Annotated in this window: 23 protein-coding genes and 1 pseudogene; 12 read left to right on the top strand and 12 right to left on the bottom strand. The window is 67.0% G+C overall.

The annotated features are described in order from the left end of the window. Nucleotides 1-102: 102 nt before the first annotated feature. The 4 genes and pseudogenes from ACNQVK_RS12595 to ACNQVK_RS12580 all read left to right on the top strand — a co-directional run bounded on the left by ACNQVK_RS12595 (nucleotide 103) and on the right by ACNQVK_RS12580 (nucleotide 4,713). The gene (locus ACNQVK_RS12595; RefSeq protein WP_418029781.1) at nucleotides 103-444 is read left to right on the top strand and encodes a DUF485 domain-containing protein; all 342 of its coding nucleotides are present in this window, start codon (nucleotides 103-105) and stop codon (nucleotides 442-444) included. Between the two features lie 5 nt (nucleotides 445-449). Then, the gene (locus tag ACNQVK_RS12590) at nucleotides 450-2,075 is read left to right on the top strand and encodes a cation acetate symporter (protein ID WP_418034141.1); all 1,626 of its coding nucleotides are present in this window, start codon (nucleotides 450-452) and stop codon (nucleotides 2,073-2,075) included. Between the two features lie 99 nt (nucleotides 2,076-2,174). Next, a pseudogene (locus ACNQVK_RS12585) lies at nucleotides 2,175-3,322 on the top strand (MFS transporter). 35 nt (nucleotides 3,323-3,357) lie between these two features. Next, nucleotides 3,358-4,713, top strand: a complete 1,356-nt coding sequence (locus ACNQVK_RS12580) for an acyltransferase family protein (RefSeq protein WP_418029780.1) — start codon at nucleotides 3,358-3,360, stop codon at nucleotides 4,711-4,713. Nucleotides 4,714-4,804: 91 nt separating this feature from the next. On the opposite strand, the gene ACNQVK_RS12575 is transcribed toward ACNQVK_RS12580, so the two are convergent. Together ACNQVK_RS12575 and ACNQVK_RS12570 are read right to left on the bottom strand one after the other, a co-directional pair. Further along, complete coding sequence (locus ACNQVK_RS12575; RefSeq protein WP_090428085.1) at nucleotides 4,805-4,975, bottom strand: DUF5302 domain-containing protein; 171 nt, start codon at nucleotides 4,973-4,975, stop codon at nucleotides 4,805-4,807. A gap of 42 nt (nucleotides 4,976-5,017) precedes the next feature. After that, nucleotides 5,018-5,461: a PPOX class F420-dependent oxidoreductase gene (locus tag ACNQVK_RS12570; RefSeq protein WP_044519868.1), complete on the bottom strand. Its 444-nt coding sequence runs from the start codon at nucleotides 5,459-5,461 to the stop codon at nucleotides 5,018-5,020. 31 nt (nucleotides 5,462-5,492) lie between these two features. Between ACNQVK_RS12570 and ACNQVK_RS12565 the strand changes: the two genes are divergently transcribed. Genes ACNQVK_RS12565 through ACNQVK_RS12555 form a run of 3 tightly spaced genes read left to right on the top strand, consistent with a single transcriptional unit; the run spans nucleotide 5,493 to nucleotide 7,826 of the window. Continuing rightward, on the top strand, nucleotides 5,493-6,323 hold the full coding sequence (locus tag ACNQVK_RS12565) for a class I SAM-dependent methyltransferase (protein ID WP_418029779.1): 831 nt from the start codon (nucleotides 5,493-5,495) through the stop codon (nucleotides 6,321-6,323). Between the two features lie 14 nt (nucleotides 6,324-6,337). Next, on the top strand, nucleotides 6,338-7,294 hold the full coding sequence (locus ACNQVK_RS12560) for an alpha/beta hydrolase family protein (RefSeq protein ID WP_418029778.1): 957 nt from the start codon (nucleotides 6,338-6,340) through the stop codon (nucleotides 7,292-7,294). Between the two features lie 16 nt (nucleotides 7,295-7,310). Further along, nucleotides 7,311-7,826, top strand: a complete 516-nt coding sequence (locus ACNQVK_RS12555) for a DUF1697 domain-containing protein (RefSeq protein ID WP_418029777.1) — start codon at nucleotides 7,311-7,313, stop codon at nucleotides 7,824-7,826. Nucleotides 7,827-7,830: 4 nt separating this feature from the next. On the opposite strand, the gene otnI is transcribed toward ACNQVK_RS12555, so the two are convergent. Continuing rightward, entirely contained in the window at nucleotides 7,831-8,616 is a 786-nt protein-coding gene (gene otnI, locus ACNQVK_RS12550; protein ID WP_418029776.1) for a 2-oxo-tetronate isomerase, read from the bottom strand. A gap of 103 nt (nucleotides 8,617-8,719) precedes the next feature. Here otnI and ACNQVK_RS12545 point away from each other — a divergent pair, with 103 nt between their 5' ends. Then, entirely contained in the window at nucleotides 8,720-9,553 is an 834-nt protein-coding gene (locus tag ACNQVK_RS12545; protein WP_418029775.1) for a class I SAM-dependent methyltransferase, read from the top strand. Nucleotides 9,554-9,556: 3 nt separating this feature from the next. On the opposite strand, the gene ACNQVK_RS12540 is transcribed toward ACNQVK_RS12545, so the two are convergent. Both ACNQVK_RS12540 and ACNQVK_RS12535 read right to left on the bottom strand, forming a co-directional pair. Continuing rightward, a complete protein-coding gene (locus ACNQVK_RS12540; RefSeq protein ID WP_418029774.1) occupies nucleotides 9,557-12,703 on the bottom strand; it encodes a cytochrome P450 in 3,147 nt (1,048 codons plus the stop codon). Nucleotides 12,704-12,749: 46 nt separating this feature from the next. After that, complete coding sequence (locus tag ACNQVK_RS12535) at nucleotides 12,750-14,258, bottom strand: flavin-containing monooxygenase (RefSeq protein WP_418029773.1); 1,509 nt, start codon at nucleotides 14,256-14,258, stop codon at nucleotides 12,750-12,752. Nucleotides 14,259-14,358: 100 nt separating this feature from the next. Here ACNQVK_RS12535 and ACNQVK_RS12530 point away from each other — a divergent pair, with 100 nt between their 5' ends. Next, complete coding sequence (locus ACNQVK_RS12530; RefSeq protein ID WP_418029772.1) at nucleotides 14,359-15,579, top strand: PucR family transcriptional regulator; 1,221 nt, start codon at nucleotides 14,359-14,361, stop codon at nucleotides 15,577-15,579. 13 nt (nucleotides 15,580-15,592) lie between these two features. On the opposite strand, the gene ACNQVK_RS12525 is transcribed toward ACNQVK_RS12530, so the two are convergent. Next, the gene (locus ACNQVK_RS12525; RefSeq protein ID WP_044519875.1) at nucleotides 15,593-15,958 is read right to left on the bottom strand and encodes a GntR family transcriptional regulator; all 366 of its coding nucleotides are present in this window, start codon (nucleotides 15,956-15,958) and stop codon (nucleotides 15,593-15,595) included. Between the two features lie 36 nt (nucleotides 15,959-15,994). Between ACNQVK_RS12525 and ACNQVK_RS12520 the strand changes: the two genes are divergently transcribed. Next, a complete protein-coding gene (locus ACNQVK_RS12520) occupies nucleotides 15,995-16,720 on the top strand; it encodes an NAD-dependent deacylase (RefSeq protein WP_418029771.1) in 726 nt (241 codons plus the stop codon). Here ACNQVK_RS12520 and ACNQVK_RS12515 read toward each other — a convergent pair. Genes ACNQVK_RS12515 through ACNQVK_RS12505 form a run of 3 tightly spaced genes read right to left on the bottom strand, consistent with a single transcriptional unit; the run spans nucleotide 16,707 to nucleotide 20,378 of the window. Then, nucleotides 16,707-17,342: a class I SAM-dependent methyltransferase gene (locus tag ACNQVK_RS12515; RefSeq protein WP_418029770.1), complete on the bottom strand. Its 636-nt coding sequence runs from the start codon at nucleotides 17,340-17,342 to the stop codon at nucleotides 16,707-16,709. The genes ACNQVK_RS12520 and ACNQVK_RS12515 overlap by 14 nt on opposite strands. Next, entirely contained in the window at nucleotides 17,339-18,043 is a 705-nt protein-coding gene (locus ACNQVK_RS12510) for a TetR/AcrR family transcriptional regulator (protein WP_418029769.1), read from the bottom strand. Before ACNQVK_RS12510 ends, ACNQVK_RS12515 begins: the two co-directional genes overlap by 4 nt. A gap of 1 nt (nucleotide 18,044) precedes the next feature. Then, nucleotides 18,045-20,378, bottom strand: a complete 2,334-nt coding sequence (locus ACNQVK_RS12505) for an MMPL family transporter (RefSeq protein WP_418034139.1) — start codon at nucleotides 20,376-20,378, stop codon at nucleotides 18,045-18,047. Nucleotides 20,379-20,534: 156 nt separating this feature from the next. Here ACNQVK_RS12505 and ACNQVK_RS12500 point away from each other — a divergent pair, with 156 nt between their 5' ends. Then, entirely contained in the window at nucleotides 20,535-21,071 is a 537-nt protein-coding gene (locus ACNQVK_RS12500; protein ID WP_418029768.1) for a DoxX family protein, read from the top strand. A gap of 174 nt (nucleotides 21,072-21,245) precedes the next feature. Next, nucleotides 21,246-21,377, top strand: coding sequence for a hypothetical protein (locus ACNQVK_RS12495; protein WP_088305117.1), 132 nt, complete (start codon nucleotides 21,246-21,248; stop codon nucleotides 21,375-21,377). Between the two features lie 78 nt (nucleotides 21,378-21,455). On the opposite strand, the gene ACNQVK_RS12490 is transcribed toward ACNQVK_RS12495, so the two are convergent. From ACNQVK_RS12490 to ACNQVK_RS12480, 3 genes are read right to left on the bottom strand one after another with little or no spacing between them, the layout of a single operon-like run. Beyond that, a complete protein-coding gene (locus ACNQVK_RS12490; protein WP_418029767.1) occupies nucleotides 21,456-22,469 on the bottom strand; it encodes an NAD(P)H-dependent flavin oxidoreductase in 1,014 nt (337 codons plus the stop codon). 10 nt (nucleotides 22,470-22,479) lie between these two features. After that, nucleotides 22,480-23,235 carry a 3-hydroxyacyl-CoA dehydrogenase gene (locus ACNQVK_RS12485; protein WP_418029766.1) on the bottom strand — a complete coding sequence of 252 codons (756 nt, stop codon included), beginning with the start codon at nucleotides 23,233-23,235 and terminating at the stop codon, nucleotides 22,480-22,482. A 52-nt stretch (nucleotides 23,236-23,287) separates the two neighbouring features. Continuing rightward, on the bottom strand, nucleotides 23,288-24,373 hold the full coding sequence (locus tag ACNQVK_RS12480; protein WP_418029765.1) for a CaiB/BaiF CoA transferase family protein: 1,086 nt from the start codon (nucleotides 24,371-24,373) through the stop codon (nucleotides 23,288-23,290). Nucleotides 24,374-24,422 lie beyond the last annotated feature (49 nt).

Raw genomic sequence — 24,422 nt, 5'->3', positions numbered from 1 at the left:
GCCGAATTCGGCGTATCGACCGTGATACCGCTGCTGTGTGACCCACCTCTCAATTAGGTTCAGTGCCCAACCCCACGCACAGCCAACTGTCAGGAGCGCTCGGTGCCCGAAATCGACCTTCCCGAGAGGGTTGCCCCCACCGGGGAGCAGTTCCTCGCCATGCAGGCAAGTCCGGAATTCCAGGAGCTGCGTTCCAGACTGCGCCGCTTCGTCTTTCCCATGACCGCGTTCTTCCTGCTCTGGTATGCCCTCTACGTCGCCCTCGGCGCGTTCGCCCACGACTTCATGGCCATCCGGGTGTTCGGCAACATCAACGTCGGCCTGCTGATCGGGTTGGGCCAGTTCCTGACCACGTTCCTGATCACCGGGCTGTACGTGCGCTTCGCCAACAGGGAACTCGACCCGAGGGCCACCGCCATCCGCGAAGAATTGGAAGGCGCCTGATGACGATGACCACCCTCGCCTCCGAGACCGTCGGCAACCCCGTCGCCAACATCGGCATCTTCAGCGTCTTCGTCGTCGTCACGATGATCGTGGTGATCAAGGCCAGTAAGCGCAATGCCACCGCCGACGAGTTCTTCACCGGTGGCCGCGGCTTCTCCGGCCCACAGAACGGCATCGCAATCGCCGGCGATTACCTGTCGGCGGCCAGCTTCCTCGGCATCGCAGGCGCCATCGCCGTCTACGGCTATGACGGCTTCCTGTACTCCATCGGATTCCTGGTGGCCTGGCTGGTCGCCCTGTTGCTGGTGGCCGAATTGCTGCGCAACACCGGCAAATTCACCATGGCCGACGTGCTGAGCTTCCGGCTCAAGCAGCGGCCGGTGCGCCTGGCCGCTGCCATCTCGACGCTGACGGTGTCGCTGTTCTACCTGCTGGCGCAGATGGCCGGGGCCGGCGGTCTGGTGGCCCTGCTGCTCGACGTCAACAGCCGGGCCGGGCAGTCGATCGTGATCGCCGTCGTCGGCATCCTGATGATCGTCTACGTTCTGGTCGGCGGCATGAAGGGCACCACGTGGGTGCAGATCATCAAGGCCGTGCTGCTGATCGCAGGCGCCGCACTGATGACCGTGATGGTGCTGAGCAAGTTCGGACTGAACTTCTCCGAGATCCTGGGCTCGGCGCAATCGGCCATCTCCGAGGCCACCACCAAGGGCGTGTCCGGCCGCGACGTGCTGGCCCCGGGCGCGCAGTACGGCGGATCGCTCACCTCGCAGATCAACTTCATCTCGCTGGCCCTGGCGTTGGTGCTCGGCACGGCGGGCCTGCCGCACGTGCTGATGCGCTTCTACACCGTGCCGACGGCGAAAGAGGCTCGGCGGTCGGTGGTCTGGGCGATCGCGCTGATCGGCGCCTTCTACCTGTTCACCCTGGTGCTCGGTTACGGCGCGGCCGCCCTGGTCGGCCCGGACCGGATCCTCGGGGCGGCCGGTGGGGTGAACTCCGCGGCCCCGCTGCTGGCGTTCGAACTCGGCGGGGTGATCCTGCTCGGGGTCATCTCGGCAGTGGCGTTCGCGACGATCCTTGCGGTCGTGGCCGGCCTGACCATCACGGCGTCTGCCTCGTTCGCCCACGACGTCTACGCCTCTGTGCTCAAGTCGCACAAGGTGACCGAGGACGAGCAGGTGCGGGTCTCGCGTATCACCGCGGTCGTGCTGGGCGTGTTCGCGATCGGGCTGGGCATCCTCGCCAACGGTCAGAACGTGGCGTTCCTGGTCGCGCTGGCATTCGCCGTGGCGGCCGCGGCCAACCTGCCGACGATCCTGTACTCGCTGTACTGGAAGCGGTTCAACACCCGCGGCGCGCTGTGGAGCATGTACGGCGGCCTGATCTCGACGATCGTGCTGATCGTGTTCTCCCCCGCCGTGTCGGGCAGCAAGACCGCGATGATCCCGGGCGCGGACTTCGCGTACTTCCCGCTGGCCAATCCGGGCATCGTGTCCATTCCGCTGGCGTTCGCGCTCGGCATCATCGGCACGCTCACCTCGCGAGACACCGGGGACCCCGAGCTCAACGCCGAGATGGAGGTGCGTTCGCTGACCGGGGTGGGCGCCGAGAAGGCTGTGATCCACTAGATCCACGGATTACCGGCAGCGGCGGCGGTGTTGTTCACACTCGTGAACAACCGCCGCCGCTACGCATATGTCCTCCTCGCTTTCGCGTTCACCGCGGTGATGCTCGGGACCACCCTGCCGACGCCGATGTATGCCCTCTACGGCGAGCACATGCACTTCCAGGTGTTCACCACCACCGTCATCTATGCGGTGTATGCGGTCGGTGTGCTCGGCGCGCTGCTGTGCTTCGGACGGTGGTCCGATGCGATCGGCCGCCGCCCGGTGCTGCTGGCCGGGTTGACGTTCGCCCTGGCCAGTTCGGTGGTGTTCCTGACCGCCGACAATGTGGGCGTGCTGTTGGTGGCGCGACTGCTGTCCGGATTGTCGGCGGGCATCTTCACCGGGACGGCCACCGCGGCGGTGGTCGAGGCCGCGGCCCCCGAACAGCGGGACACCGCCGCCACCTTGGCCACCGTCGCCAATGTCGGTGGGCTGGGGGCCGGGCCGCTGGTCGCCGGGCTGCTGGTGCAGTACGCCCCGCATCCGCTGCAGTTGGCCTTCGTCGTGCACATCGTGCTGGCGGTGCTGGCGGTGGTGGCCGTGCTGCTGGTGCCCGAGACCTCGGCACGTACCGGGCGGATCGGTTTCCAGCGATTGTCGGTACCGGCCGAGGTGCGGCCGGTGTTCGTCACGGCCGCGACGGCATCATTCGCAGGGTTCGCGGTGATGGGGTTGTTCACCGCGGTGGCACCGTCGTTCGTGGCCGGGGTGGTGGCATCAGCAACCACGCCGTGGCCGGCGCGGTGGCCGCCTCGATCTTCGGGTCGTCGGTGCTGGCCCAGTTGGTGGGACGGCGCATCCGGCCCGCGACGGCCGTCGCCGCCGGATCGGCCATCCTGGCCGTGGGTCTGGTTGTTCTCGCTGCGGCCCTGGCCTTGTCGTCATTGATCGGCATCCTGGCGGCCGCGGTGGTCTCCGGTATCGGGCAGGGCATCAGCTTCAGCCGCGGTCTGGCCGCCGTCGTCGAGCAGACCCCCACCGAGCGCCGCGCCGAGGTCAGTTCCACCTACTTCGTCGTCGGCTACATCGCACTCTCGTTGCCGGTGGCGGGCGCCGGTCTGGCCGCCCAGAACTGGGGACTGCGTACCGCAGGGGTGACATTCGCGGGCATCGTGATGGTGCTGGCGCTGGTGTGTCTGGCCGCGATCCTGGTGCAGGAGCGCCGGCAGAAGGCCACCCAGCCGGTGAAGTTGAGTGCTTCTACCTAGGGACTACGCGGCCGCGGGGCCATAGCGTTTCTGCCATGACCGTTGCCGCTGACACAGCTGCCGAGAAAGCCCCCGCGAAGGGGCTGTTCCCGTCCCCCGCCGAGGTCGAGGCCCAGACCCCCGCTGACCGGGACCGCGCCATCGACGTCATCCGGATCGTCTCGCTGATCGGTGTGGTGTTCGGGCACACCGTCATGGCAACCAGCACGATCCGCGACGACGTGTTCATCTGGAGCAATTTGCTCACGGAATCCACCGTGTTCCAGGCGCTGACCTGGGTGTTTCAGATCATGCCGCTGTTCTTCTTCGCCGGGGTCGCCGCGTCCGTGCAATCGTGGCGCCCCGGTTCATCGCCGCGGGCGGTGCCCGCAATCCAGTCCTGGGGTGGCTGGCTGCTGAAGCGCTGCACCCGGCTGTACCGCCCGGTGTTCTTCTACCTGGCCTTCTGGACCGTGACCCTGGCGGTGTTGCGGTCCGTGCTGCCCGAACACGTCTACGAGCCCATCGCCGGGATCTCCATCCAGCTGCTGTGGTTCCTCGGCGCGTATGTCCTGGTGCTGGCGGTGGTGCCACTGCTGGCCCGCATCACCACGACCGCGCAGGTGGCCGGTGCGGTCATCGGCACCTACGCGTTCATCGCCGCGGTCGACCTAGTCAGGATCACCATGGAGGGAGCCGGCTACGCCTCGCTGGGTTACCTCAACACCGTGGTGTGGTTGATCCCCGGCGTGTTCGGTGTCGCCTACCGCCGGAACCTGCTGTCCAGCGGCGCCGCGCTCAAGATCGCGATCGGCATGCTCGGGATGAACCTGGCTCTGCTGTACTTCGGCCCCTACGAGCTGAGCCTGGTCGGCATCGAGACCCAGCACCTGAAGAACATGACGCCGCCGTCACTGTTGCTGGCCGGTCACGCAATCATGATGTGCGCGTTCGCGATTGCCGCAGCCCCTGCCATCAACCGGTGGGCCCAGAGGCCGCGCGTGTGGTGGCTGACCGCGATCGGGAACTCCGGCGCGATGACGCTGTACCTGTGGCACATGCCGCTGCTGCTGGGCCTGCACCTGGTCTTCGACTACCTGGGCCTGGACCGTTATGACCCGTCGGCCCCCGGATTCGTCGCCCTGTCGGTGCTGCAGCTGGCGCTGATGGCCGGGCTCGTCGCGATGGCATTCGTCGCGCTGCGGCCGCTGGAGAACAACCCGCTGCCGCTGTGGGACGGGGGCGCCGTGGCGGGCACCGGAATCCGGAGCGCCGCCGTGGGCTGGCTGTTGTGCGTGGCCGGCGCGGCCACACTGACCTCGGTGGCCTGGGGCCTGAAGGATCAGGGCGTGTACTGCGTGGCAGTCATGCTGGCCGCACTCGTCGCGGCCCGGGCACTGGCCACCAAGTAACCCATCGAGACTGCGCACAACGCATCGAGTGTGCGTCCAGATCGCGAATTCCCACGAAATTGCGATCTGGGCGCACACTCGGCGTTGATGACTATCCGCTCTTACGGCGGAACTCGCGGCGATTCTCCACCGGGCCGTGCGCCCGGGGCTGGTTGCGGCCGCCGTCCTTGTGCGCAGCACCCCCGGCCGACTGCGCCTTCTTGCGCTCCAGGGCCTCCCGGAATTTGCGCTTGTTGTCGTCTTCCGGTTTGTCGTCAGCCATACGCCGCAGCGTAGCGCGACTTCGACACCACAGTCACGCGCTTTAGCGCCGACCCGGTGGCATCCCGTACACGTGCGTGATCGGAAGGGTCAGCAACACACGGCGATCATCGACCATGGCGCGCCGGTAATCGTCCCAATCCGGATGTTCACCGGCGATGTTGCGGTACAACGCAATAAGCCCCTCGACTGTGTCGTCGTCGGGCGCGGCGGCCGGCGGGGTCAGGATGGCATCCCCTTCGGCAACCGCATAGGACCAACCGTCGTCGGAGCTCACATGGATGGACGCACGCGGATCCCGCCTCAGATTGCGGGTCTTGGCCCGCGGTTCGGTGATCGACACCTGGATCTGCACCGCACGCGGATCGAAGTAGTAGGAGACATTGGACAGCTGCGGACGACCGTCCTGCTTGATCGTCGCGAGAACTCCCATCGAGTTGCCGGCGATCAAGGCCAGAAGCTTGTCGTCGAAAACCTGGCGCCCCATGAGTTGAGCGTACGTCTTTACCATCGGTTCGATGAGCGTGATTGACGGCAACACCCTCGACGGCGTCTCGGCAACCACCCTGTGGACCCTGAGCAATCGCGGCAACGAGGCCAAGCGTTCCGACGGCGTGATCCGCGACCCGTGGGCCGTGGCGCTGCTGGACTCGATCGACTTCGACTACGGCAAATTCGGCAGACCGATGCAGGCCCATGCCCTGCGGGCCCGCACATTCGACATCGAGACCCGCGACTACCTGTCGACACATCCGAAGGCCGCCGTGGTGGCACTGGCCGAGGGGTTGCAGACCAGCTTCTGGCGGCTCGATCAAGCCGGGGTTGCCGACGAATTGACCTGGTATTCAGTCGATCTACCGCCGGTCATGGCGATCCGGGACCACCTGCTGCCCTCCGATGACCGCATCGTGGCGCTAGCCCAGTCCGCGCTCGACCGCAGCTGGATGGACCGGGTCGACGCAGCCGACGGCGTGTTCATCACCGCCGAGGGTCTGTTGATGTACCTGGAGCCCGACGATGTGCGCAGCCTGATCGCCGACTGTGCGGCGCGGTTCCCCGGCGGCCGGATGATGTTCGACTCGATCCCGCACTGGATGAGCCGACGCACCATCAAGGGTCTGCACCTGTCCGGCCGCTACATCGCGCCACCGATGCCGTTCGCCCTCACCGCCGACGAGGGCCTGGCCATGGCGGGGACGGGCCCGGGCGCCATCGCCGGCGTGCGGTCGGCCCGCGACGTCGTGATGCCGCCGGGACGCGGCCTGTTCAAGCTGGCCGCCGAGCCGTGGTTGGACCGGATCGGGCCGATCCACCGCAACAGGCCGAGCATCACGGTGCTGGACTTCTGACCGGCCGGGACGATATGGCTCTACTGACCCGCCGCCTGCTGGCGGCGCTCGCCACGGTGCTGATTGCCGGCATCACCCCCTCGTGCGCGACGGAGACGAGAACCACCGAGATCGCAGTGGTGCCCGAAGTGCTGACACTGCGCACGGTGACCGTGACCCGGTTCCACTACCTGCCCGGCGGGCACGCGGGCGGCCGATACCCCGACCAGAACTGGGCCGATCTGTACCTGCCGTCCGGAGCACAGGCGTTCAACTCGCTCCCGCTGGTGGTGCTCATCCACGGCGGCGGGTGGAAGAGCACGATGGGTGCCGGCGTGTTCGACGGCTTGGCCCGCGAACTCGCCCGCCACGGCATGGCCGTCTACAACATCGAGTACCGCCGGGTCGGTTCGGGCGGTGGGTGGCCGACCACGTTCGACGATGTGGCTCGCGCCATGGACTACGTCGCCGAGGTCAACCTGCGGTACCCGCAGCTGGCCGTCGACGACGCACTGGTCGTCGGCCACAGTGCGGGAGCTCAGCTGGCGGTGTGGGCCAGCACCCGGCACGACCTGCGCGATGGCGAGGTCGGATCCCGGCCCCGTTTCCGGCCGACCCGGGTCATCTCACTGGCCGGGCCGCTCGACATGGTCTACGCCGCCAACCATGGCGACAAGCACATCGCCGCGGTGCTCGGCGGCCGCCCCACCGAGGTGCCGAAGAGGTACGCCTCGGTGGACCCGATCCAGAACCTCGACCCGAGGGTACCGGTGATCGCGGTCCACGGAACTCTCGACACCGTTGTGGCACCGGCCAATTCGCAACGTTACGTCGCTGCGCTCAAGAAGCGCGGCGGTCGGGCCAGCGTCGAATTGCTCCCCGGCGAAAACCACACGTCGATCATGTCGCCGCGCTCCCCCGCCTTCCGCCGCGTGCTGCACCTCATCACCGCGACCTCGGGAGCCGATCTCGACCAGCTGCCGGTGAAGTGACCATTACGCTGGACCTGTGACCCGCTACATCGCGTTCTTGCGAGGCGTCAACGTCGGAGGCGTCAACCTCAAGATGGCCGAGGTGGCCAACTCCATGGAGGCTGCTGGGTTCACCGAGGTTCGAACGATACTGGCCAGTGGAAATGTCTTGCTGGACAGCGCTTCCGGTGCCGCGAAGGTCCGCAGCACGGCTGAGCGCGCGCTGCGGGACACCTTTGGTTACGAGGCGTGGGTGTTGGTGTACGACGTGGCCACCCTGCAGAAGATCTCCGAGGGATACCCGTTCGAGCGGGAAGTCGCCGACCACCACTCCTACGTCACGTTCGTCAGTGACGCCGAGTTGCTCGACGAGCTCGCGACCCTGTCCCCGGGCGACGGCGAGAAGGTGCAACGCGGGGACGGCGTGCTCTATTGGCAGGTGCCCCGGGCCACCACACTGGACAGTGCGATCGGCAAGACCATGGGCAAGAAGCGCTACAAATCCTCGACGACGACGAGAAACCTGCGCACGCTGGACAAGGTGCTGCGCTGACGCGTCACCCCCGTGCTCCTCGTAGCCATCCCAATCCCTCACTGGTGCCCGCAGCCGGGCGGTACTCACAGCCGATCCAGCCGTCGAAGCCGGTCTCGTCGATGACCGCCAGCAGGTAGTCGATCGCCAACTCGCCGCTGTCCGGCTCATGCCGGTCGGGAACTCCGGCGATCTGCAGATGCCCGACCCGGCCGGTCGGAATGTCCGTCCGCAGCCGGACGGTCACGTCACCTTCGGTGATCTGGCAGTGGTAGAGGTCCAGCTGAACCTTGAGGTTCGGTGCCCCGATCTGACCGACGATGTGGTGCGCCTCGTCCTGATGGCTCAGCAGATAGCCCGGCATGTCGCGCTGGTTGATCGGTTCGATCAACACGTCGACGCCGTCACCGCCGGCCTGCCCGGCAGCCCAGGCCAGGTTGCCGCGGTACACCGCCAGCCGCTCCTCACGATCAGCCCCGGCCGGGGCCAGGCCCGCCATCACGTGCACCCGCGGGCAGTCCAGGGTCTCGGCGTAGTCCAGCGCGCGGCGGACCCCGTCGCGGAACTCGGCCTCGCGGCCTGGGATCGAGGCGATACCGCGTTCACCGGCCTCGAAATCCCCGGGCGGCGCGTTGAAAAGGACCTGACGCAGGCCGCTGGCGTCGAGTCGCCCGCGCAGTTGCTCGGCCGGGTAGGCATACGGAAACAGGTACTCCACGGCCGTGAACCCGTCGGCCGCCGCGGCGGCGAACCGGTCGAGAAACGCGTGCTCGACGTACATCATGGAGAGATTGGCCGCAAAGCGTGGCACGGCAAGACTCCTTCCAGCTGAGCTGATCGCGGTTCACGCCATCTTTGCGCGTGGTGTCCACGGCATTGGCACCACCCGGCAGAACGCGGGTACATTCGCGCCAATGACGGGTACCTCAGGCAAAGTGAGCGGCAGCGCCCTCACCGGTGTTTCCGAGACGGCACTGATGACCCTGCAGGTGCGCGCTCACGAAGCGCGCCGGCCCGACGGTCTGATCGACGATCCCATGGCGGTGCAGCTCGTCGACTCGATCGATTTCGACTTCGCCAAGTTCGGCTATACCCGTCGCCAGGACATGGCCCTGCGGTCGTTGCTGTTCGACCGGGTGACGAGCGACTACCTGCGTGACCATCCGAAGGCGACCGTGGTGGCGCTGGCCGAAGGGCTGCAGACCAGCTTCTACCGGCTCGACGCTGCCGACCTCGGACATGAGTTTCGTTGGCTGTCAGTCGATCTGGAACCGATGATCGAGCTTCGCAACAAGCTTCTGCCAAAGCCCGACCGGGTCACCCAGTGCGCGCAGTCGGCACTGGACTTCAGCTGGATGGACCATGTCGACACCACCGACGGAGTCTTCATCACCGCAGAGGGCCTGCTGATGTATCTGCAGCCCGACGAGGCCATGTCGCTGATTCGCGCGTGCGCGCAACGCTTTCCGGGCGGGCAGATGATGTTCGACCTGCCGCCGGCGTTCTTCGCCTTTCTCACCCGCAAGGGGACGCCGACCTCGATGCGATATCGGGTGCCGCCCATGCCGTTCAGTCTGTCCCCCGCCGAGCTGGCCGATCTGGTGAACACCGTGCCCGGTGTGCGCACGGTGCACGACCTGCCGATGCCGCCGGGCCGCGGCGCTGTCCTCAACGCGGTGGTGAAATGGCAGCACCTGCCGATCTTCGACCGGGTACGCCCGGTGGTGGGGCTGCTGGAGTTCGGCTGACGGCTACTGCGCCCACACGTCCTCGACATAGCGATCTGAACCCACCAGGTCGGTGAGCCACTGCGAGGCGGCGGCGTCGTCGGCCCCGGTGTAGCGACGGTAGACATCCCGGAACGCGCCGCGCACCGCGGGAGCCATCCGGGCTCCGTCGCCACAGATGTACACGTGGGCATCCATGTCCGGGTCGCCCAGCATCGCCCAGACCTCTTCGGCATCCGCGGTGATCCGATCCTGGACGTACCGGATCTCGTCTTCGGGCCGCCGCGAGAAGGCCGGGCGCATCCGCACCACGCCCGCGCGTTCGGCTGCCTCGAATTCGTCGCGGAACAGGTAGTCGACATCCGGGTGACGCACCCCGAAGAAACACAATGCCGATGTGAAGGACTCGCCCGCGGCCTGCGCCGCCAGCCGGTCCCCGATGAATCCCCGGAACGGGGCGACCCCGGTCCCGGCGCCGACCAGGATGACGTTCTTCGCCGGCTCGGCGCCGGCGCGAAACGCCCGGCGCGCGGTATCGACCCGCATCCGAATCTGTTGTCCCGGTACCGCATCGGCGAGATAGCTCGATGACACCCCGCGGAAGACCCCGTATCCGGAACGTGCCGGCCCCTCGAGCACGCTGACCACCAGTTCGACCTCACGCGGCACCCGGCGTGCCGAGGACGCGATGGAGTAATGCCGGGGCGCCATCGGCTCGAACAACTCCAGCAGTTCGGCGCGCGACAGTTCGGTGGCCGGGAACTCGGCCAGGCATTCGGTGACGCTGAGCGCGCGGACCTCGGGATCTTCGGCGAGTTCGGTCAGTGCCGCACTCTCGGGAGAGCACGGGTTGGCCGCGGCCAGCCGCAACAGCTGACTTCGACTGGCGGGCTTGCGGAGCTCGATGAAATGGGTGAGCAGTTCCCGGACGCTGACCTCGCGGTCGATGGCGATGGCCCGGCGCGTGCTGCGCCGCGGATTGACCGAGATCCGGCGGTCCAGCCGCAGCTCCAGCAATTCGGCGACCTCGTCCACGACCTCGGGGCTGTTGTCGGGCAGGACCGTGAGGTGATCACCGGTCTGGTATCCGAGGTCATCGGGAAGCGCTACCCGAATGAGCCGCTTGGCATTTCCCATGTCCCGGTTGTCGACCAGCGCCACGTTGTCCAGCACCGTCGCGGGTTGGACCTCGAAACGCGCATCGATCGCCGACGTCACCGGACCGTCGATGGCGCGCAGTTCGTACAGGAGTTCGTCGGTGGTGTCGGCGGGCAGCTGTGCACCGTCGGCCGGGGCGAGGGCGTCCCACAGGGCCGCGGAGAAGTCTTCCACGGTCCCGGCGAAGTCCCCCGACGTGTCGGCTTCGCCGCGCGGAATCACCGGTGGGCCAACCAGTTCCGAGAGCCGCTGATCGATGCGTTTGGGGATGGTCTGGTAGGTCTCGGCCCAGTTCCGGTCGCCGACACCGAGTATGGCGTACGGGATGGCCGGTTGCGCCTGGGTGCCCGGATCGTCCAGCCATTCGACGAAGCGCCGCGCATCGTCGGTGGGTTGCCCGTTGTACGACGCGGCGATCACCACCAGCGCCCCGTCCGTGGGTAGTGCGCCCGCTGCCGCGTCGAGGGCAGCCACGGTGGTCTGATAACCCAGATCGGTGGCTTCGTCGGCCAGCTGCTGTGCCAGCGCCCGGCAGTTACCCAGGTTGGAGCCGTGCAGCACAGTCACTTTCGAACCGGGCGCGGCCACCGCGCGCGGCCTCGCCGCCGAAGCCGCCTCAGGGGTCGCCGCCAAGGTGTGCCGGCGGTCCGAGGGTGTCCGGCGCACCAGGTCGAGATGGAATCCGACCGGTTTGCGCAGCAGATCGCTGTGGGTGCGGAGCTGGTAGTGCTCGACGTCCAGGAAGCGGTACCGGTGCACCAGGGTGGCCAGCGCCATGGTCGCCTCGTGGAGGGCGAACTGACGGCCGATGCAGGACCGCGCCCCGGTGCCGAACGGTTTGAACAGGTTGACCGGACGTCCGGCGGACTGCTCGGCCCCGAACCGGTCCGGGTCGAAGATGTCGGCGTTGTCACCCCACTCGGGCTGCCGGTGCAGGGCCGACGTCGTCACCGTGACGACCTCGCCCTTGGCCACCGGGTACCGGCCGCCGATGACGGTGTCCGCCAACGCCATCCGGTCGAACTCGCGGACCGGTGGGGACAGCCGCAGCGTTTCGTCGACGATCTGGCGGACGTAGGTGAGCTTGCCGATCTCGTCGAATGCGGGTACGTGGTCGTCGTCGGGTCCGAACACCGTGTCCACCTCCAGGCACGCCCGGTGCAGCACCGCAGGGTTCTTGACGATGCTGTACAGCGCGGTCGGCATCAGGGTCGAGGTGGTGTCCTGGCCGGCGATCAGGAAGGTCAGGATCTGGTTGCGGATGCTGTCGTGTCCGAGCCGGGGCGTGCCGTCGGCGCCCGGTTCGAGCATCAACGCGAGCAGGTCGTCCAGATCGACCGCACCCGCGCGGTGCCCGGCGATCAATTCGTCGATGAAGGCAAACAGCTTGTCGCGCTCGGCGGCGAAGACCGCCCGGTCGCCACCGCCCGGGGAGATGATCTGCGCCAGCGCAGCCGCGAAGCTGGCCGGGATGTCGGCCAGCCCGTCCTGGTGATAGGAGTCGAACCGTGCACCGAATCCGGCCAGACCCACGGTGTCCATGGCCAGCTTCGCCAGATCCCCCGCGACGTCGACCGAGCGCATCCCGACCGCGTCATCCCACAACGTGATGAGCTGGCGGTTGATGTCGAGCATAGCCGGGTGGTAGCTGCGCAACCCGCTGAAGCTGAACCCCGGCATCAGGACGTCATGGGCCTGCTGCCAACCGTTTTCGCCGGGATACGACGTGAACAGGCCATTGCCGACCAGCGTCCGGAAACGGTCCAGCCGCACCGTGATGCCTTTGGTGAAGCGTGTCTCGTCGCACAATTCGTCGACCAGCGACAGGGAGCACGCATAGAGCCGCCGGCTGCCGGTGAAGTCGGCGTAGAACAGGGGTCCGTACTGTTCGGCGAGCACGTCGGCGGGGAGCGCGTAGGGACGTCCCGCAACCGGCCCCGGCGGTAGGTCCAGACCCACCGCCGAGGGGACATCGTCGATGTCCGGTGGCAGCGCCGGTGAGAACGTCTCCATGAGCGCGAGCTTAGCCACGCACCATGAGCTGTCCCTGAAATCAGCCTCAGAGAACGAGCTGGGGCGCCGGGTCGGGCTCGCCGGCCGTACGCCGCGATCCGAACCGCAGAGCCGAATCTTCGACGGGTCCGTTGCGCAGTGTCTGCGCGTCGATCGTGTAGTTCATCGTCATCTGCCACGGTCCGTCGACGCCCTGGCGGGGAATCTCGTCGAGCGAACGTTGCACGTACCCGGCACCGAAGTCCAGCAGCGGGCGGGTCTGGCCACCGGCGAACTCGGGTCGCACGGTGTCGAATCCGTTGTCGTCCATGTGCTTCAGCAGCCGGCAGAAGTGCTCGCAGAGCAGTCCGACCTTGAGGGTCCACGACGAGTTGGTGTAGCCGAACGCGAAGGCGAAGTTCGGTACACCGGAAAGCATGATGCCCTTGTAGGCCACGGTCTCGGCGAGGTTCACCGGCTCACCATCCACGGTGAGAGACATCCCGCCGAACAGCTGGATGTTGAGTCCCGTTGCGGTGACGATGATGTCGGCTTCCAGTTCCCGGCCGGACTCCAGCAGGATGCCCTTCTCGGTGAAGGTCGCGATGCGGTCGGTGACCACCGAGGCGGCACCCTCACCGAGTGCGGTGAACAGATCACCGTCCGGCACCGCGCACAGCCGCTGATCCCACGGGTTGTAGCGGGGGCTGAAGTGCTCGTCCACCGGATACCCGTCAGGCAGCTTGGCGGCGTTGATCCACCGGATCAACGCCCTGGCAGCCTTCGGGTACTTCTGGCAGAAGGTGTACACCGCACGTTGTTTGAGGATGTTCTTGCGCCGGGTCAGCGCGTAGCCACGCTCGTCGCCGAGCAGCCGCTTGGCGGTGTTGGCGAACTTGTCCTTGGCCGGCACCGGCATCACATAGGTCGGTGAACGCTGCAGCATGGTGACGTGGGCAGCGGTGCCCGCCATTGCCGGGATCAGCGTGACCGCGGTGGCACCGCTGCCGATCACGACGACCTTCTTGCCTGCGTAGTCCAGATCCTCGGGCCAGTGCTGGGGGTGCACGATGCGGCCGGTGAACCTGTCGGCGCCCTCGAACCGCGGGGTGTAGCCCTGGTCGTAGCGGTAGTACCCGCCGCCGCAGAACAGCCAGCTCGCCGAAATCTGCACGAGTTCTGGATCTGCCCCGTCACCGTCGGTCCGCTCGATGTCCACGGTCCAGGAGGCCCGCGCCGAATCCCAGGCCGCGCCGAGCACCTTGTGGTGGAACCGGATGTGGCCGTCGATGCCGTTCTCCGACACCGTCTCGCGCAGGTAGGCGAGAATCTTGTCGGCGGTGGCGATCGCATGCTCGTCGCGCCACGGCTTGAACTCGTAGCCGAAGGTATGCAGGTCCGAGTCCGACCGAATTCCGGGATAACGGAACAGGTCCCATGTGCCGCCGGTCGCGCCGCGGGCCTCCAGGATCGCGTAGCTGCGCCCGGGGTGTTCGCGCTGCAGGTAGTAGGCGGCACCGATGCCGGAGATGCCGGCGCCGATGATGAGTACGTCGACGTGTTCGGTGTGGGTCATGTCTCAATGGTCGCGGCCGGCCGACTGTCCCCCAAGGTCGGAATGACCAAACATCGCCCATCTGGTGGTGCACTTTGCACCATCGCTCTACGCTGGGGTGATGGTGTGGCAGCCACCGTCACAGCGCGTGCAGGACCTGATCCGGCAGTGCGCACAGATCGTCCTCAACCCCCGCGCGGACTGGCTGGACGAATTCGACTCCGCGGTCCTGGCGGCCAGTCCGACCATTGCTTCCGACCCCGAGCTCGCGGCCGCGGTCGTCCGGAGCAACCACGCCAACCTGTTCTTCTGGGGCTCGGCGAATGTACGCGATCCGGGCGCCCCGGTGCCGCCGAACACCGGACCGGAGCCGCTGAGCATCGCGCGGGAACTGGTGCGCCGAGGCGTCAGCGAGTTTCCCCTCGACGCGTACCGGGTCGGTGAGGGCGTGGCGTGGCGTCGTCTCATGGAGATCGCCTTCGAGCTCACGTCCGACCCTGCCGAGCTGCACGAGATGCTGGACGTGTGCTCGCAGTCCATCAGCGCGTTCGTCGACGCCACGCTGGCCGGGATCGCCGCCCAGATCGACCTGGAACGCGACGACCTGACCCGCGGCACCCACGCCGAGCGACGCGAGACCGTCGCCCTCCTGCTCGAGGGCGCCCCGATCCCCAGACAGCGCGCCGAGGCGCGGTTGGGCCATTCGCTCACCGGAACCCACACCGCGGCGGTGATCTGGAGCGAAGACTCCGCGGGCGACCTGTCCGGACTGGACCGGGCCGCCGAGGCCTTCGGCCAGGCCTGCGGCGATCCGAGGCCGCTGAGCGTACTGGCCAGCACCGCCACCCGCTGGGTGTGGGCGACGGGTGGCGCCGACATCCAACCCGGTCTGCAGGCGCTCACCCGTGAGCTCGACGGCGTCCGGATCGCCGTCGGACCGACCGCCGACGGCCTGGACGGCTTCCGGCGCAGTCATTTCGATGCGATCACCACACAGCAGATGATGGCCCGGCTGCACTCCACCCAACAGATCGCGCGGTTCGCCGACGTCGAACTGGTCGCACTGATCACCGCCGAGCCCGACCGTGCCGTCGAATTCGTCAGCCACAACCTGGGCGCGCTGGAGACCGCCGACAACGAATTACGGGAAACCGTAAGGATATTCGTCAACGAGCAGTGCAACGCGTCACGCGCCGCGGCGCGGCTCTACCTGCATCGCAATACGTTGCTGCGCCGGCTGGCCCGCGCCGACGAACTCCTTCCCCGCCCACTGGCCGAGAACAGCGTCGCCGTTGCCGTCGCATTGGATGTGCTGCGGTGGCATGGCAACCGGACCGGGTGATCGGCTGAGCCGATCAGTCGAAAGCGGTATCCAGATAGCGCAGGGCGTCGGTCTTTCCGATCCCCAGCGCACGGGCGGCCTCGGCGAACGAGTGCGCAGCAGCGGCCATCGCGGCATCGGCCGGATCCGCGCGTGCGACGAATGTGCCGTACCGCCCGCGGGTCTCCAATACCCCCGCCGTCTCCAACTCGCGATAAGCCCTGGCCACGGTGTTCACCGCGAGTCCGACCTTCCCCGCCAGCTCACGCACGGTAGGCAACCGGGTCCCCGGCGCCAGCCGCCCCTGCCTGATTCCATCGATGATCTGGATCCGGAGTTGATCGAACAACGGTTTTTCCGCGCTCGCGTCAACCAGAACCCAATCCCCCAACTCGGCCACGTGCCCAGTATCACCCAAACCGACTACGTTGGTGATGTGCAAGTGACTGTCCTGTCCGGTGCCGGGATCTCAGCGGAGAGCGGTGTGCCGACGTTCCGCGACGTCGAGACGGGTCTTTGGGCGAAGGTGGACCCATACGAGATCTCCAGCATCGAAGGCTGGCAGCGGCATCCCGAGAAGGTGTGGGCCTGGTACCTGTGGCGCCACTACATGATGGCCCACGTGCAACCCAACGACGGACATCGCGCCGTGGCCGCCTGGCAGGACTTCGCCGATGTCCACGTCGTCACCCAGAACGTCGACAACCTGCACGAGCGCGCCGGCAGCACGAACGTCTACCACCTGCACGGAAATTTGTTCGAATTCCGTTGTGATGCTTGCGGTTCGAGATTCGAGGGCGACCTGCCGGCTATGCCGGAACCGGTCGAGACGATCGAACCCCCGGTATGCCCGTGCGGTGGCCTGATCCGGCCGAGTGTCGTGTGGTTCGGCGAGCCGTTGCCCGACGACGCCTGGCAACGGTCGGTGCAGGCGGTGAGCAACGCCGACGTGGTGATCGTGGTGGGCACCAGCTCGATCGTCTATCCCGCGGCAGGCCTGCCCGAAGCCGCCGTTGCCGCGGGCACCGTGGTGATCGAGGTCAATCCGGAGCGCACGCCGCTGTCCGACAGCGCGACCATCTCATTGCGCGAGACGGCGGCCGACTCCCTGCCCAATCTGCTGCAACGGTTGCCCACCCTGCTGGGCTCTAGGCAGGCCTGACCGCACGCCCGATTGCGAACTCGGTCACCGGCAGCGGCACCCAGGCTGGCATCGCCAGTTCACGGTGAGCATCGGCCACCTGGAATCCACTGTCGGTGATGGCCTGTTCGGTGTGCCGGTGGGTGTGGCAGTTACCGAACAACCGCGGCCATACCGTGGCATCGGCCACGCGCTGCATCCCGGCCCGCCAGCCGCTGCCCGCGACATGCTCCAGATAACGCAGCTCCCCGCCCGGGCGGAGCAACGAATGCAGCTGCCGCAGAACAGTATCCGGCTGATCGATGGAGCACAGCACCAAGGAGCAGACCACGGCATCGAACGGTTCGGCGCTGCTGAACTTCTCGGCGGTATCGCTGGTGACGGTCACCCGTACCGGAGCCGTCGCCGCCGCGCTGCGGGCCACCTCGGCCAGGTGGCGTTCGGGCTCGATGGCGACCACCTCGGTCACCGTCGAGGGGTAGAAGGCGAAATTCGTCCCGGTGCCCGCACCGATCTCCAGAACCCGGCCGCTGAGACCGGCGAGGTTCTCGCCCCGCAGCCGACGCAGCGCCTTCGGCTCCGAACTCGACAACGTCTTCCAGATCCGGGCGAAAAACGGGTTGTCCACGGGCTTGTCAGTCACGGTTTTCCTCCGTCGGGGTTTTCCCCGGCCAATCCCTTCAGCCGGGCGATGGTCTCCATGGGCTCGAGGTCGGTTCCGATGATTCCCGAGACGATCTGACCGGTACACACCGCACGCAGCACGCGATCAGTGAACTCCTCGACATCCCCCCACGGCAGATACGGCTTGGAGATCAGGATGGCGGCCACCCCGTGCGCGGCGGTCCACAGTTCGAGGGCCAGCATCGTGGCGTCCCCCGGCGGGTAGATCCCCTCGGCGATCAGCGCCTCCATCGCAGCGCGCATGTGCTGGAACGCCGAACTGTTGAGCGCGGTGTCGACGTCACTGCCGGGCCTGCCCTCACCCATGGTCGCCAGCCGGTACAGCTCAGGAGTGCGCCTGGCGAAGTTCACATAGGCATGCCCCTGGGCGCGCAGCACCTCGATGGTGGAGGGCTGGTCGGCGGCGACGCGCTGCATCTCCTCGTCGAGCTTCTCGAAATACCGTGAGCACACCGCGTCCAGGAGTGCGTCCTTGTCGGCGAAGTGCAGGTAGATCGACGGCGGTGTGACCCCGACCCGCTGGGCCACCGACCGGATCGACACCGCCTTGACATGGCCGGTTTCCAAAAGCAATTCGGTTGTGGCATCGAGGATCTGATCGTGCAGAAGCTCGCCGGAACCACGCGGGGCACGGCGCCGTTTACGCGGTTGGATCACCACGCTAGCCGGCGTCCGCCACACCGGCGCCGGCCCGTTCGCGATTTCCGTCATCACCGGGGACGTCGCCGGGCCCCTTAGGGTCCGGTTCGGCCGGGCCTGACTCACTGATCCCGAACCGCTGGTGCAGACGCGCCAACGGTGCGGGCGCCCACCAGTTCCACTGCCCCATCAGGTGCATGAACGCCGGCACCAACAACATCCGCACCAACGTCGCGTCGACCAGGACCGCAATGGTCAGGCCCAGACCGAACATGCGCATGAAAGCCACCTGCGCGGCGATCAGCGCCGCGAACGAGATCGACATCAGCAGCGCCGCGGCCGTCACCACCCGGCCGGTGCGGGCCAGGCCGAGCGCGACGCTCTCGTCGTTCCGCTCGCGCGGGGACATCTCGGTGCCGTCGGGTTTGGTCTGCCCGGACGCCAGCCAGAACTCACGGATCCGCGAGACCAGGAACACCTCGTAGTCCATGGACAGCCCGAATGCGATGCAGAACAACAACACCGGCAGGTTGGCCACCAACGTGCCCGTCGACGTGGTGCCGAGCGCGCCCAGGTGGCCGTCCTGGAAGATCCACACCAGCGCACCGAACGCCGCCGAGAGCGACAACACGTTGAGCACCAACGCTTTCAGCGGGAGCACCACACTGCCGGTGAGCAGGAACAGCAGCACGAAGGTGATCACGGCGATGATGCCGAGCACCATCGGCAGGCGCGAGGTGATGGCATGTGAGCTGTCACGGTTGACCTGCGCGATGCCGGTGAACTTCACCTCGGCCGGGGCGGGCACCGCGTGCAGCGCGTCCAGCTGGGCCTCGGAGGCATCGCTGAACAGCGGTTCGTGGCTTCCAACCGTCAGATAGGCACTGCCGTCGGCCACTCCGGTTCCCGATGTCGGCGGGCCGACCCGGCGTCCGTCGACGAAGGTGCCCCCGGGTGCGGACACCGAGGCCCCGGCCGCGGCCCGCGACAGATCACCCGCATAGCGGTCGATCTCGGCGGGACGCAGGCCGGCGACGTCGGGCAGCACCACGGTGACGGCGGTCGAGGAGTCGACGGCGAAATCGTTGCGCAGCTCGTCGCCGAGCTGGCGGGCCGACGCCGACGACGGCAGCACGCGGTCGTCGGGGAAGCCCCACTTGATGCCGAGGAAGGGGGCGCCCAGCAGAAGGAGCAGTGCGATCACCGCGAGTCCGATCGGCACCGAGCGACGCATGACGCGCTTGGTCGTGCGGTACCAGAAGGTCTGCTCGACCGGCTTGGCGACGGGCTCGGGCCGACCCAGGATCCGGCGGATGAACCGGCGTACGTCGTAGGCGTCCAGCCGGTCACCGAGCAACGCGATGGCGGCCGGGGCCACCACGATGGCCGCGAACGCCGCCAGCGCCACCACCGCGATGCCCGCGTAGGCGAACGACTTGAGGAAGTACATCGGGAACAGCACCATCGCCACCATCGACAGCGCCACCGTCATCGCCGAGAACAGCACCGTGCGTCCGGCCGTGACCATGGTGCGCACCAGCGCACGGTCCGGGTCCACGCCATCGGCGAGTTCATCGCGGTAGCGGCTGACGATCAACAGGGTGTAGTCGATGGCCAGCGCCAGCCCCATGGCGACGGTGAGGTTGAGCGCGAAGATCGAGACGTCGGTGACCATCGTGAACCCGCGCAGCACCGCCAAGGATCCGAGGATCGCGAATCCGCCGACCGCGAGCGGCAACGCGGCGGCGAGCAACCCGCCGAACACCCAGACCAGCACGAGGAAGCTCAGCGGAATCGCAATGGATTCCATCATCAGGAGGTCTTTTTCGCTCTGCCCGTTGATCTGGACGTAGATCATCGCCTCGCCCCCGGCCCGCACGGTCACGCCTTTGCGGTCGTGCACCAGTTGATCGGTGAGTTCCTTGGCGTGTTTCTGCGCGCCGCTCTCCCCGCCGGTGATTCCGGCCAGGATGAGCCCGGTCTTGCCGTCCTTACTGATCAACGTGGCAGCCGCGGGCGGCGGCAAGGTCCAGGCCGAGCTGACTTCGGTCACGTACGGCGATGCTTTGAGCCGGCCGGCGATCTCGGTTCCCGCAGCAAGGGCGGCCGTGCTGTTCGCCCCGGCGGCCGATTCGTCGGTGACGCTGATGACCAACTGCATGTCGCCGCGGGCGAACTTGTCCGACAGCAGCTGCGTGGCCTGCGCCGATTCCGAAGTCGGGTCCTGGAATCCGCCGGCCGACAGGCTCTTGGCCACCGGAACGCCGAAGATGCCCGCGGCCACCATGGCCAGCGCGGCCACCACGAGCACACGTCGCGGTGCGGCGATGGCGAGATGGGCGATGCGGTGCAGCACGTGGTGTCCTTCCCCCATGAGTATCGCCGTTAAGTTAACAGCGGTAAGTTTCCAGCGTCAACGTGGGTCTCGCTCTACACACGGACGCCGGCACCGAAGGGTTCACCACTGGGCACGCCGCGATGAATTCGGGCGTCTCGATGCGTCTAATCGAGCATGGCCAACACCACCGTCGCCGAAACCGCGACCTCCCATATGACCGATACCGGACTGCTCATCCTGCGCATCGCCACCGGCGCCACGATGCTGCAGGCGGGCCTGATCAAGGCATTCGACTTCGGAACCGCCGTGGGGTTCATGGAGTCCAGCGGCTGGCGGCTACCGGGGTTCGGCGCATTCATGGTCACCGCGGCCGAAACCCTGGGCGGCATCGGCCTGCTCCTGGGAGTCCTCACGCCGCTGGCCGCGTGCGCGGTGATCGGCGCGATGGTCGACGCCTGGGCGGTGAACGTATCGACCGACGCGTTCTGGTCCCAGCCGTTCAACGTTCCGTTCCTGGCCGCTTTCGCCGCCGCGGCGCTGCTGTTCACCGGCGCCGGCGCATTCTCGGTCGATGACCGCGTCTTCGGCCGCTCCCGCGTGTCGGCCAGGGCCGCCATGGGACTGGTGGCGCTCGGAGTCGTCGCCGCCGTCGCGACGTGGATGGCGTTGAACGGGACCAACCCCATCCACGTCACAAAGCCGGCCGTCTGAGACCCAGCGTGGGCCTTGTACACGAAATTTCCGCCGGAACTGTGCATGAGGCCCACGTTCGTGGCGACGGGTGATCTGGGCTACTCGCCAGAAACCTACCCAAAAGTAGGATTGCCACCATTTTCCGAACCGTGACTCAAAGATTCCTTAATAGTGACCCATACGCTCAGTGTCATGTGGATCGACGACACCAGTGCAGATGTCATCAAGGTCGACTTCGAGGCCCTCTACCACGGCGATTTCCTCGTCGAGGGCGACACCTCGGAGCAGTTTGACGACTACCAAGAACTGCCAACCGCAGTATGAGAAAACGCGCGCCTCGCGGCGCGCGTTTCCCATCTTCAGTTTGCCGTAGTTTGCCCCTTCAAGGGCCGCAGTCCTCGCTCAGGCGAGGACTGCTTCTTTCTCAGGCTCGGCTTCGCCCGCGCCGACCATGTTCGCCAGGCGCCCGCTGATCAGGTACTCGGCCTCCGACACCATTCGTGAGACGAGTTCGCCGCAGGTGGGGATGTCGTTGATCAGGCCCATCGAGGTTCCGACCGACCAGATGCCTGCGTCGAGATCACCGATCTCGTAAACCTTCACGCCGCGTTTGCCGGCCACCAGATCCTTGACGTCCTCGAACTGACCGCCGTCCTTGAGGATCTGCACCACCTCACGTGAGACCGCATTGCTCGCGACGCGGGCGGTGTTGCCCAGGCTGCGGAAGATCAGCTCGGTGTCGAGCTCGGTGCCCGCCACGATCGCTTCCTTGACCTTCTGATGGATCGCCGATTCCGCGGTGCACATGAACCGCGAACCCATGTTGACGCCGTCGGCGCCCAGCGCCAGCGCGGCCACCAGACCGCGCGCGTCGGCGAAACCGCCCGAGGCGATCATCGGGATGTCGATCTTGGCCGACGCGGCCGGGATGAGCACCAGGCCCGGGATGTCGTCCTCACCGGGGTGACCGGCACACTCGAACCCGTCGATGCTGATGCCGTCCACGCCCAGGCTCTGCGCCTTGACCGCATGGCGCACCGAGGTGCACTTGTGCAGCACCTTGATCCCGTTGGCGTGGAACATCGGCAGGTGCGGCGCCGGATTGGAGCCCGCGGTCTCCACGATCTTGATGCCGGAGTCGACGATCACCTGGCGGTACTCGTCGTATGGCGGCGGGTTGATCGTCGGCAGGATCGTCAGGTTCACACCGAACGGCTTGTCGGTGAGCTGACGACACCGCTCGATCTCCTTGGCCAGATCCGCCGGGGTCGGCTGCGTCAGCGCGGTGATGAACCCCAACGCACCCGCATTGGCCACGGCCGCAACGAGTTCGGCGCGGCCGACCCACTGCATACCACCCTGCACGATGGGATGCTCGATCCCGAACGTCTCGGTGAACTTCGTCTTCAATGCCATTTGGACCTCTCTACCTGGGAGCCATACGGATAGCACCGTCGAGGCGGATGACCTCGCCGTTGAGCATCGGGTTTTCGATGATGTGCACGGCCAGAGCGCCGTACTCATCGGGATCGCCGAGGCGGGCCGGGTGCGGCACCTGCTGGCCCAGCGACTTCTGCGCCTCCTCGGGCAACGAACCCAGCAGCGGGGTCTTGAACAACCCCGGCGCGATGGTGCACACCCGGATCAATTCCCGCGACAGATCCCGCGCGATGGGCAGGGTCATACCGACCACACCGCCCTTGGACGCCGAGTAGGCGGCCTGCCCGATCTGCCCGTCGAACGCCGCGACCGAGGCGGTGTTGATGATGACGCCGCGCTCTTCATTCTTGAGCGGCTCCGTCTTGGCGATGCGCTCAGCGGCCAGCCGGATCACGTTGAACGTACCGATCAGGTTGACCTCGACCACCTTGCGGAACCCCTCGAGGGGGAACGCACCGTTTTTGCTCAGCGTCTTGATCGCGTTGCCGATGCCCGCGCAGTTGACGTTGATCCGCACCGGGCCCAGCGATTCGGCGACATCGAGTGCCTCGGTCACACCCGCCTCGTCGGTGACGTCGGTGGCCACGAACCTGGCACGATCACCCAGCTCGGCCACGACCTCTTCACCCTTGAGGTCGATCACGACCACCTGGGCACCGGCATCGAGCAGTCGCTTGGTGGTGGCCAGGCCCAAGCCCGAAGCACCACCGGTGACGACGGCTACCGCGTCTTTGATCTCCACTTACCGCATTCCTTTCCGGCCGGCATGGCGCCGACCTCCTGATGTGGTTGAACTAAACCCAGTCCCGCAGAACGGCTTCGGTGTCGGCCCCGCGCGGACCCGGTGGCGTCGGCACCGCCGGGACGCTGCGGGAGAATCGTGGCGCCGGCATCGGCTGCAGGTTGCCGCCTTCGTCGAAGAACGTGTTCCGCTCCGCGATGTGCGGTTCGGTGAGGACCTCGGCGAAGGACAGCACCGGCGCCGCACACGCGTCGGTGCCGGCGAACACCTCGGCCCAGTGGTCACGGTCGTGCGCGGCGAATGCCTTGGTGAACGCCTCGCGCAGCTCGGGCCAACGGGCCATGTCGTTCTGGTCCGGAAGATCGGCGTCGTCCAGTCCGAGACCCTTGAGCAGCTCGGCATAGAACTGCGGCTCGATCGCCCCGATCGACATGTAGCGGCCGTCGGCGGTCTCGTAGGTGTCGTAGTACGGCGCGCCGGTGTCGAGCATGTTGGTGCCGCGCTCGTCGGACCACAGGCCCTGGCTACGGAAGCTCCACATCATCTGCATCAGCACGCTGGACCCGTCGATCATGGCCGCGTCGATCACCTGGCCCTTGCCCGAGCTCTGCCGCTCGAACAGCGCCGAGAGGATGCCGACGAGCAGGAACATCGAGCCGCCACCGAAATCACCGGCAAGGTTGAGCGGCGGCACGGGACGTTCGCCCTTGCGCCCGACCGCGTGCAGCAGGCCGTTCAGCGAGATGTAGTTGATGTCGTGGCCGGCCTGCAGGGCCCGCGGGCCTTCCTGGCCCCAGCCCGTCATGCGGGCATAGATCAGCCGTTCGTTGACCTTGGCGCAGTCCTCGGGCCCCAGACCCAACCGCTCGGTGACACCGGGACGGAAGCCCTCGATCAGCACGTCGGCCTTCTCGATGAGCTTGAGCACCAGCGCGCGGCCCTCGTCGCTCTTCATGTCCGCGGCCACCGACCGGCGGTTACGCAGCATGGTGTCGGCGCTGGGCGTACCGGTGCCCTTGCCCGGCCGCTCGATCCGCACGACGTCGGCACCCAGATCTCCGAGGATCATCGCCGCGTGCGGGCCCGGGCCGATACCGGCCAACTCCACAACGCGCAAACCTTGCAGTGGTCCTGCCATGCTCTTCCGCCCTTCGCGTGTTAGGCCTTGGTTGACCGGTGACATAGCT

The sequence above is a fragment of the Mycobacterium sp. 134 genome, from assembly GCF_048282715.1.
Taxonomy (GTDB): Bacteria; Actinomycetota; Actinomycetes; order Mycobacteriales; family Mycobacteriaceae; genus Mycobacterium; species Mycobacterium septicum.
This window is presented reverse-complemented; position numbering and strand designations above follow the sequence as displayed.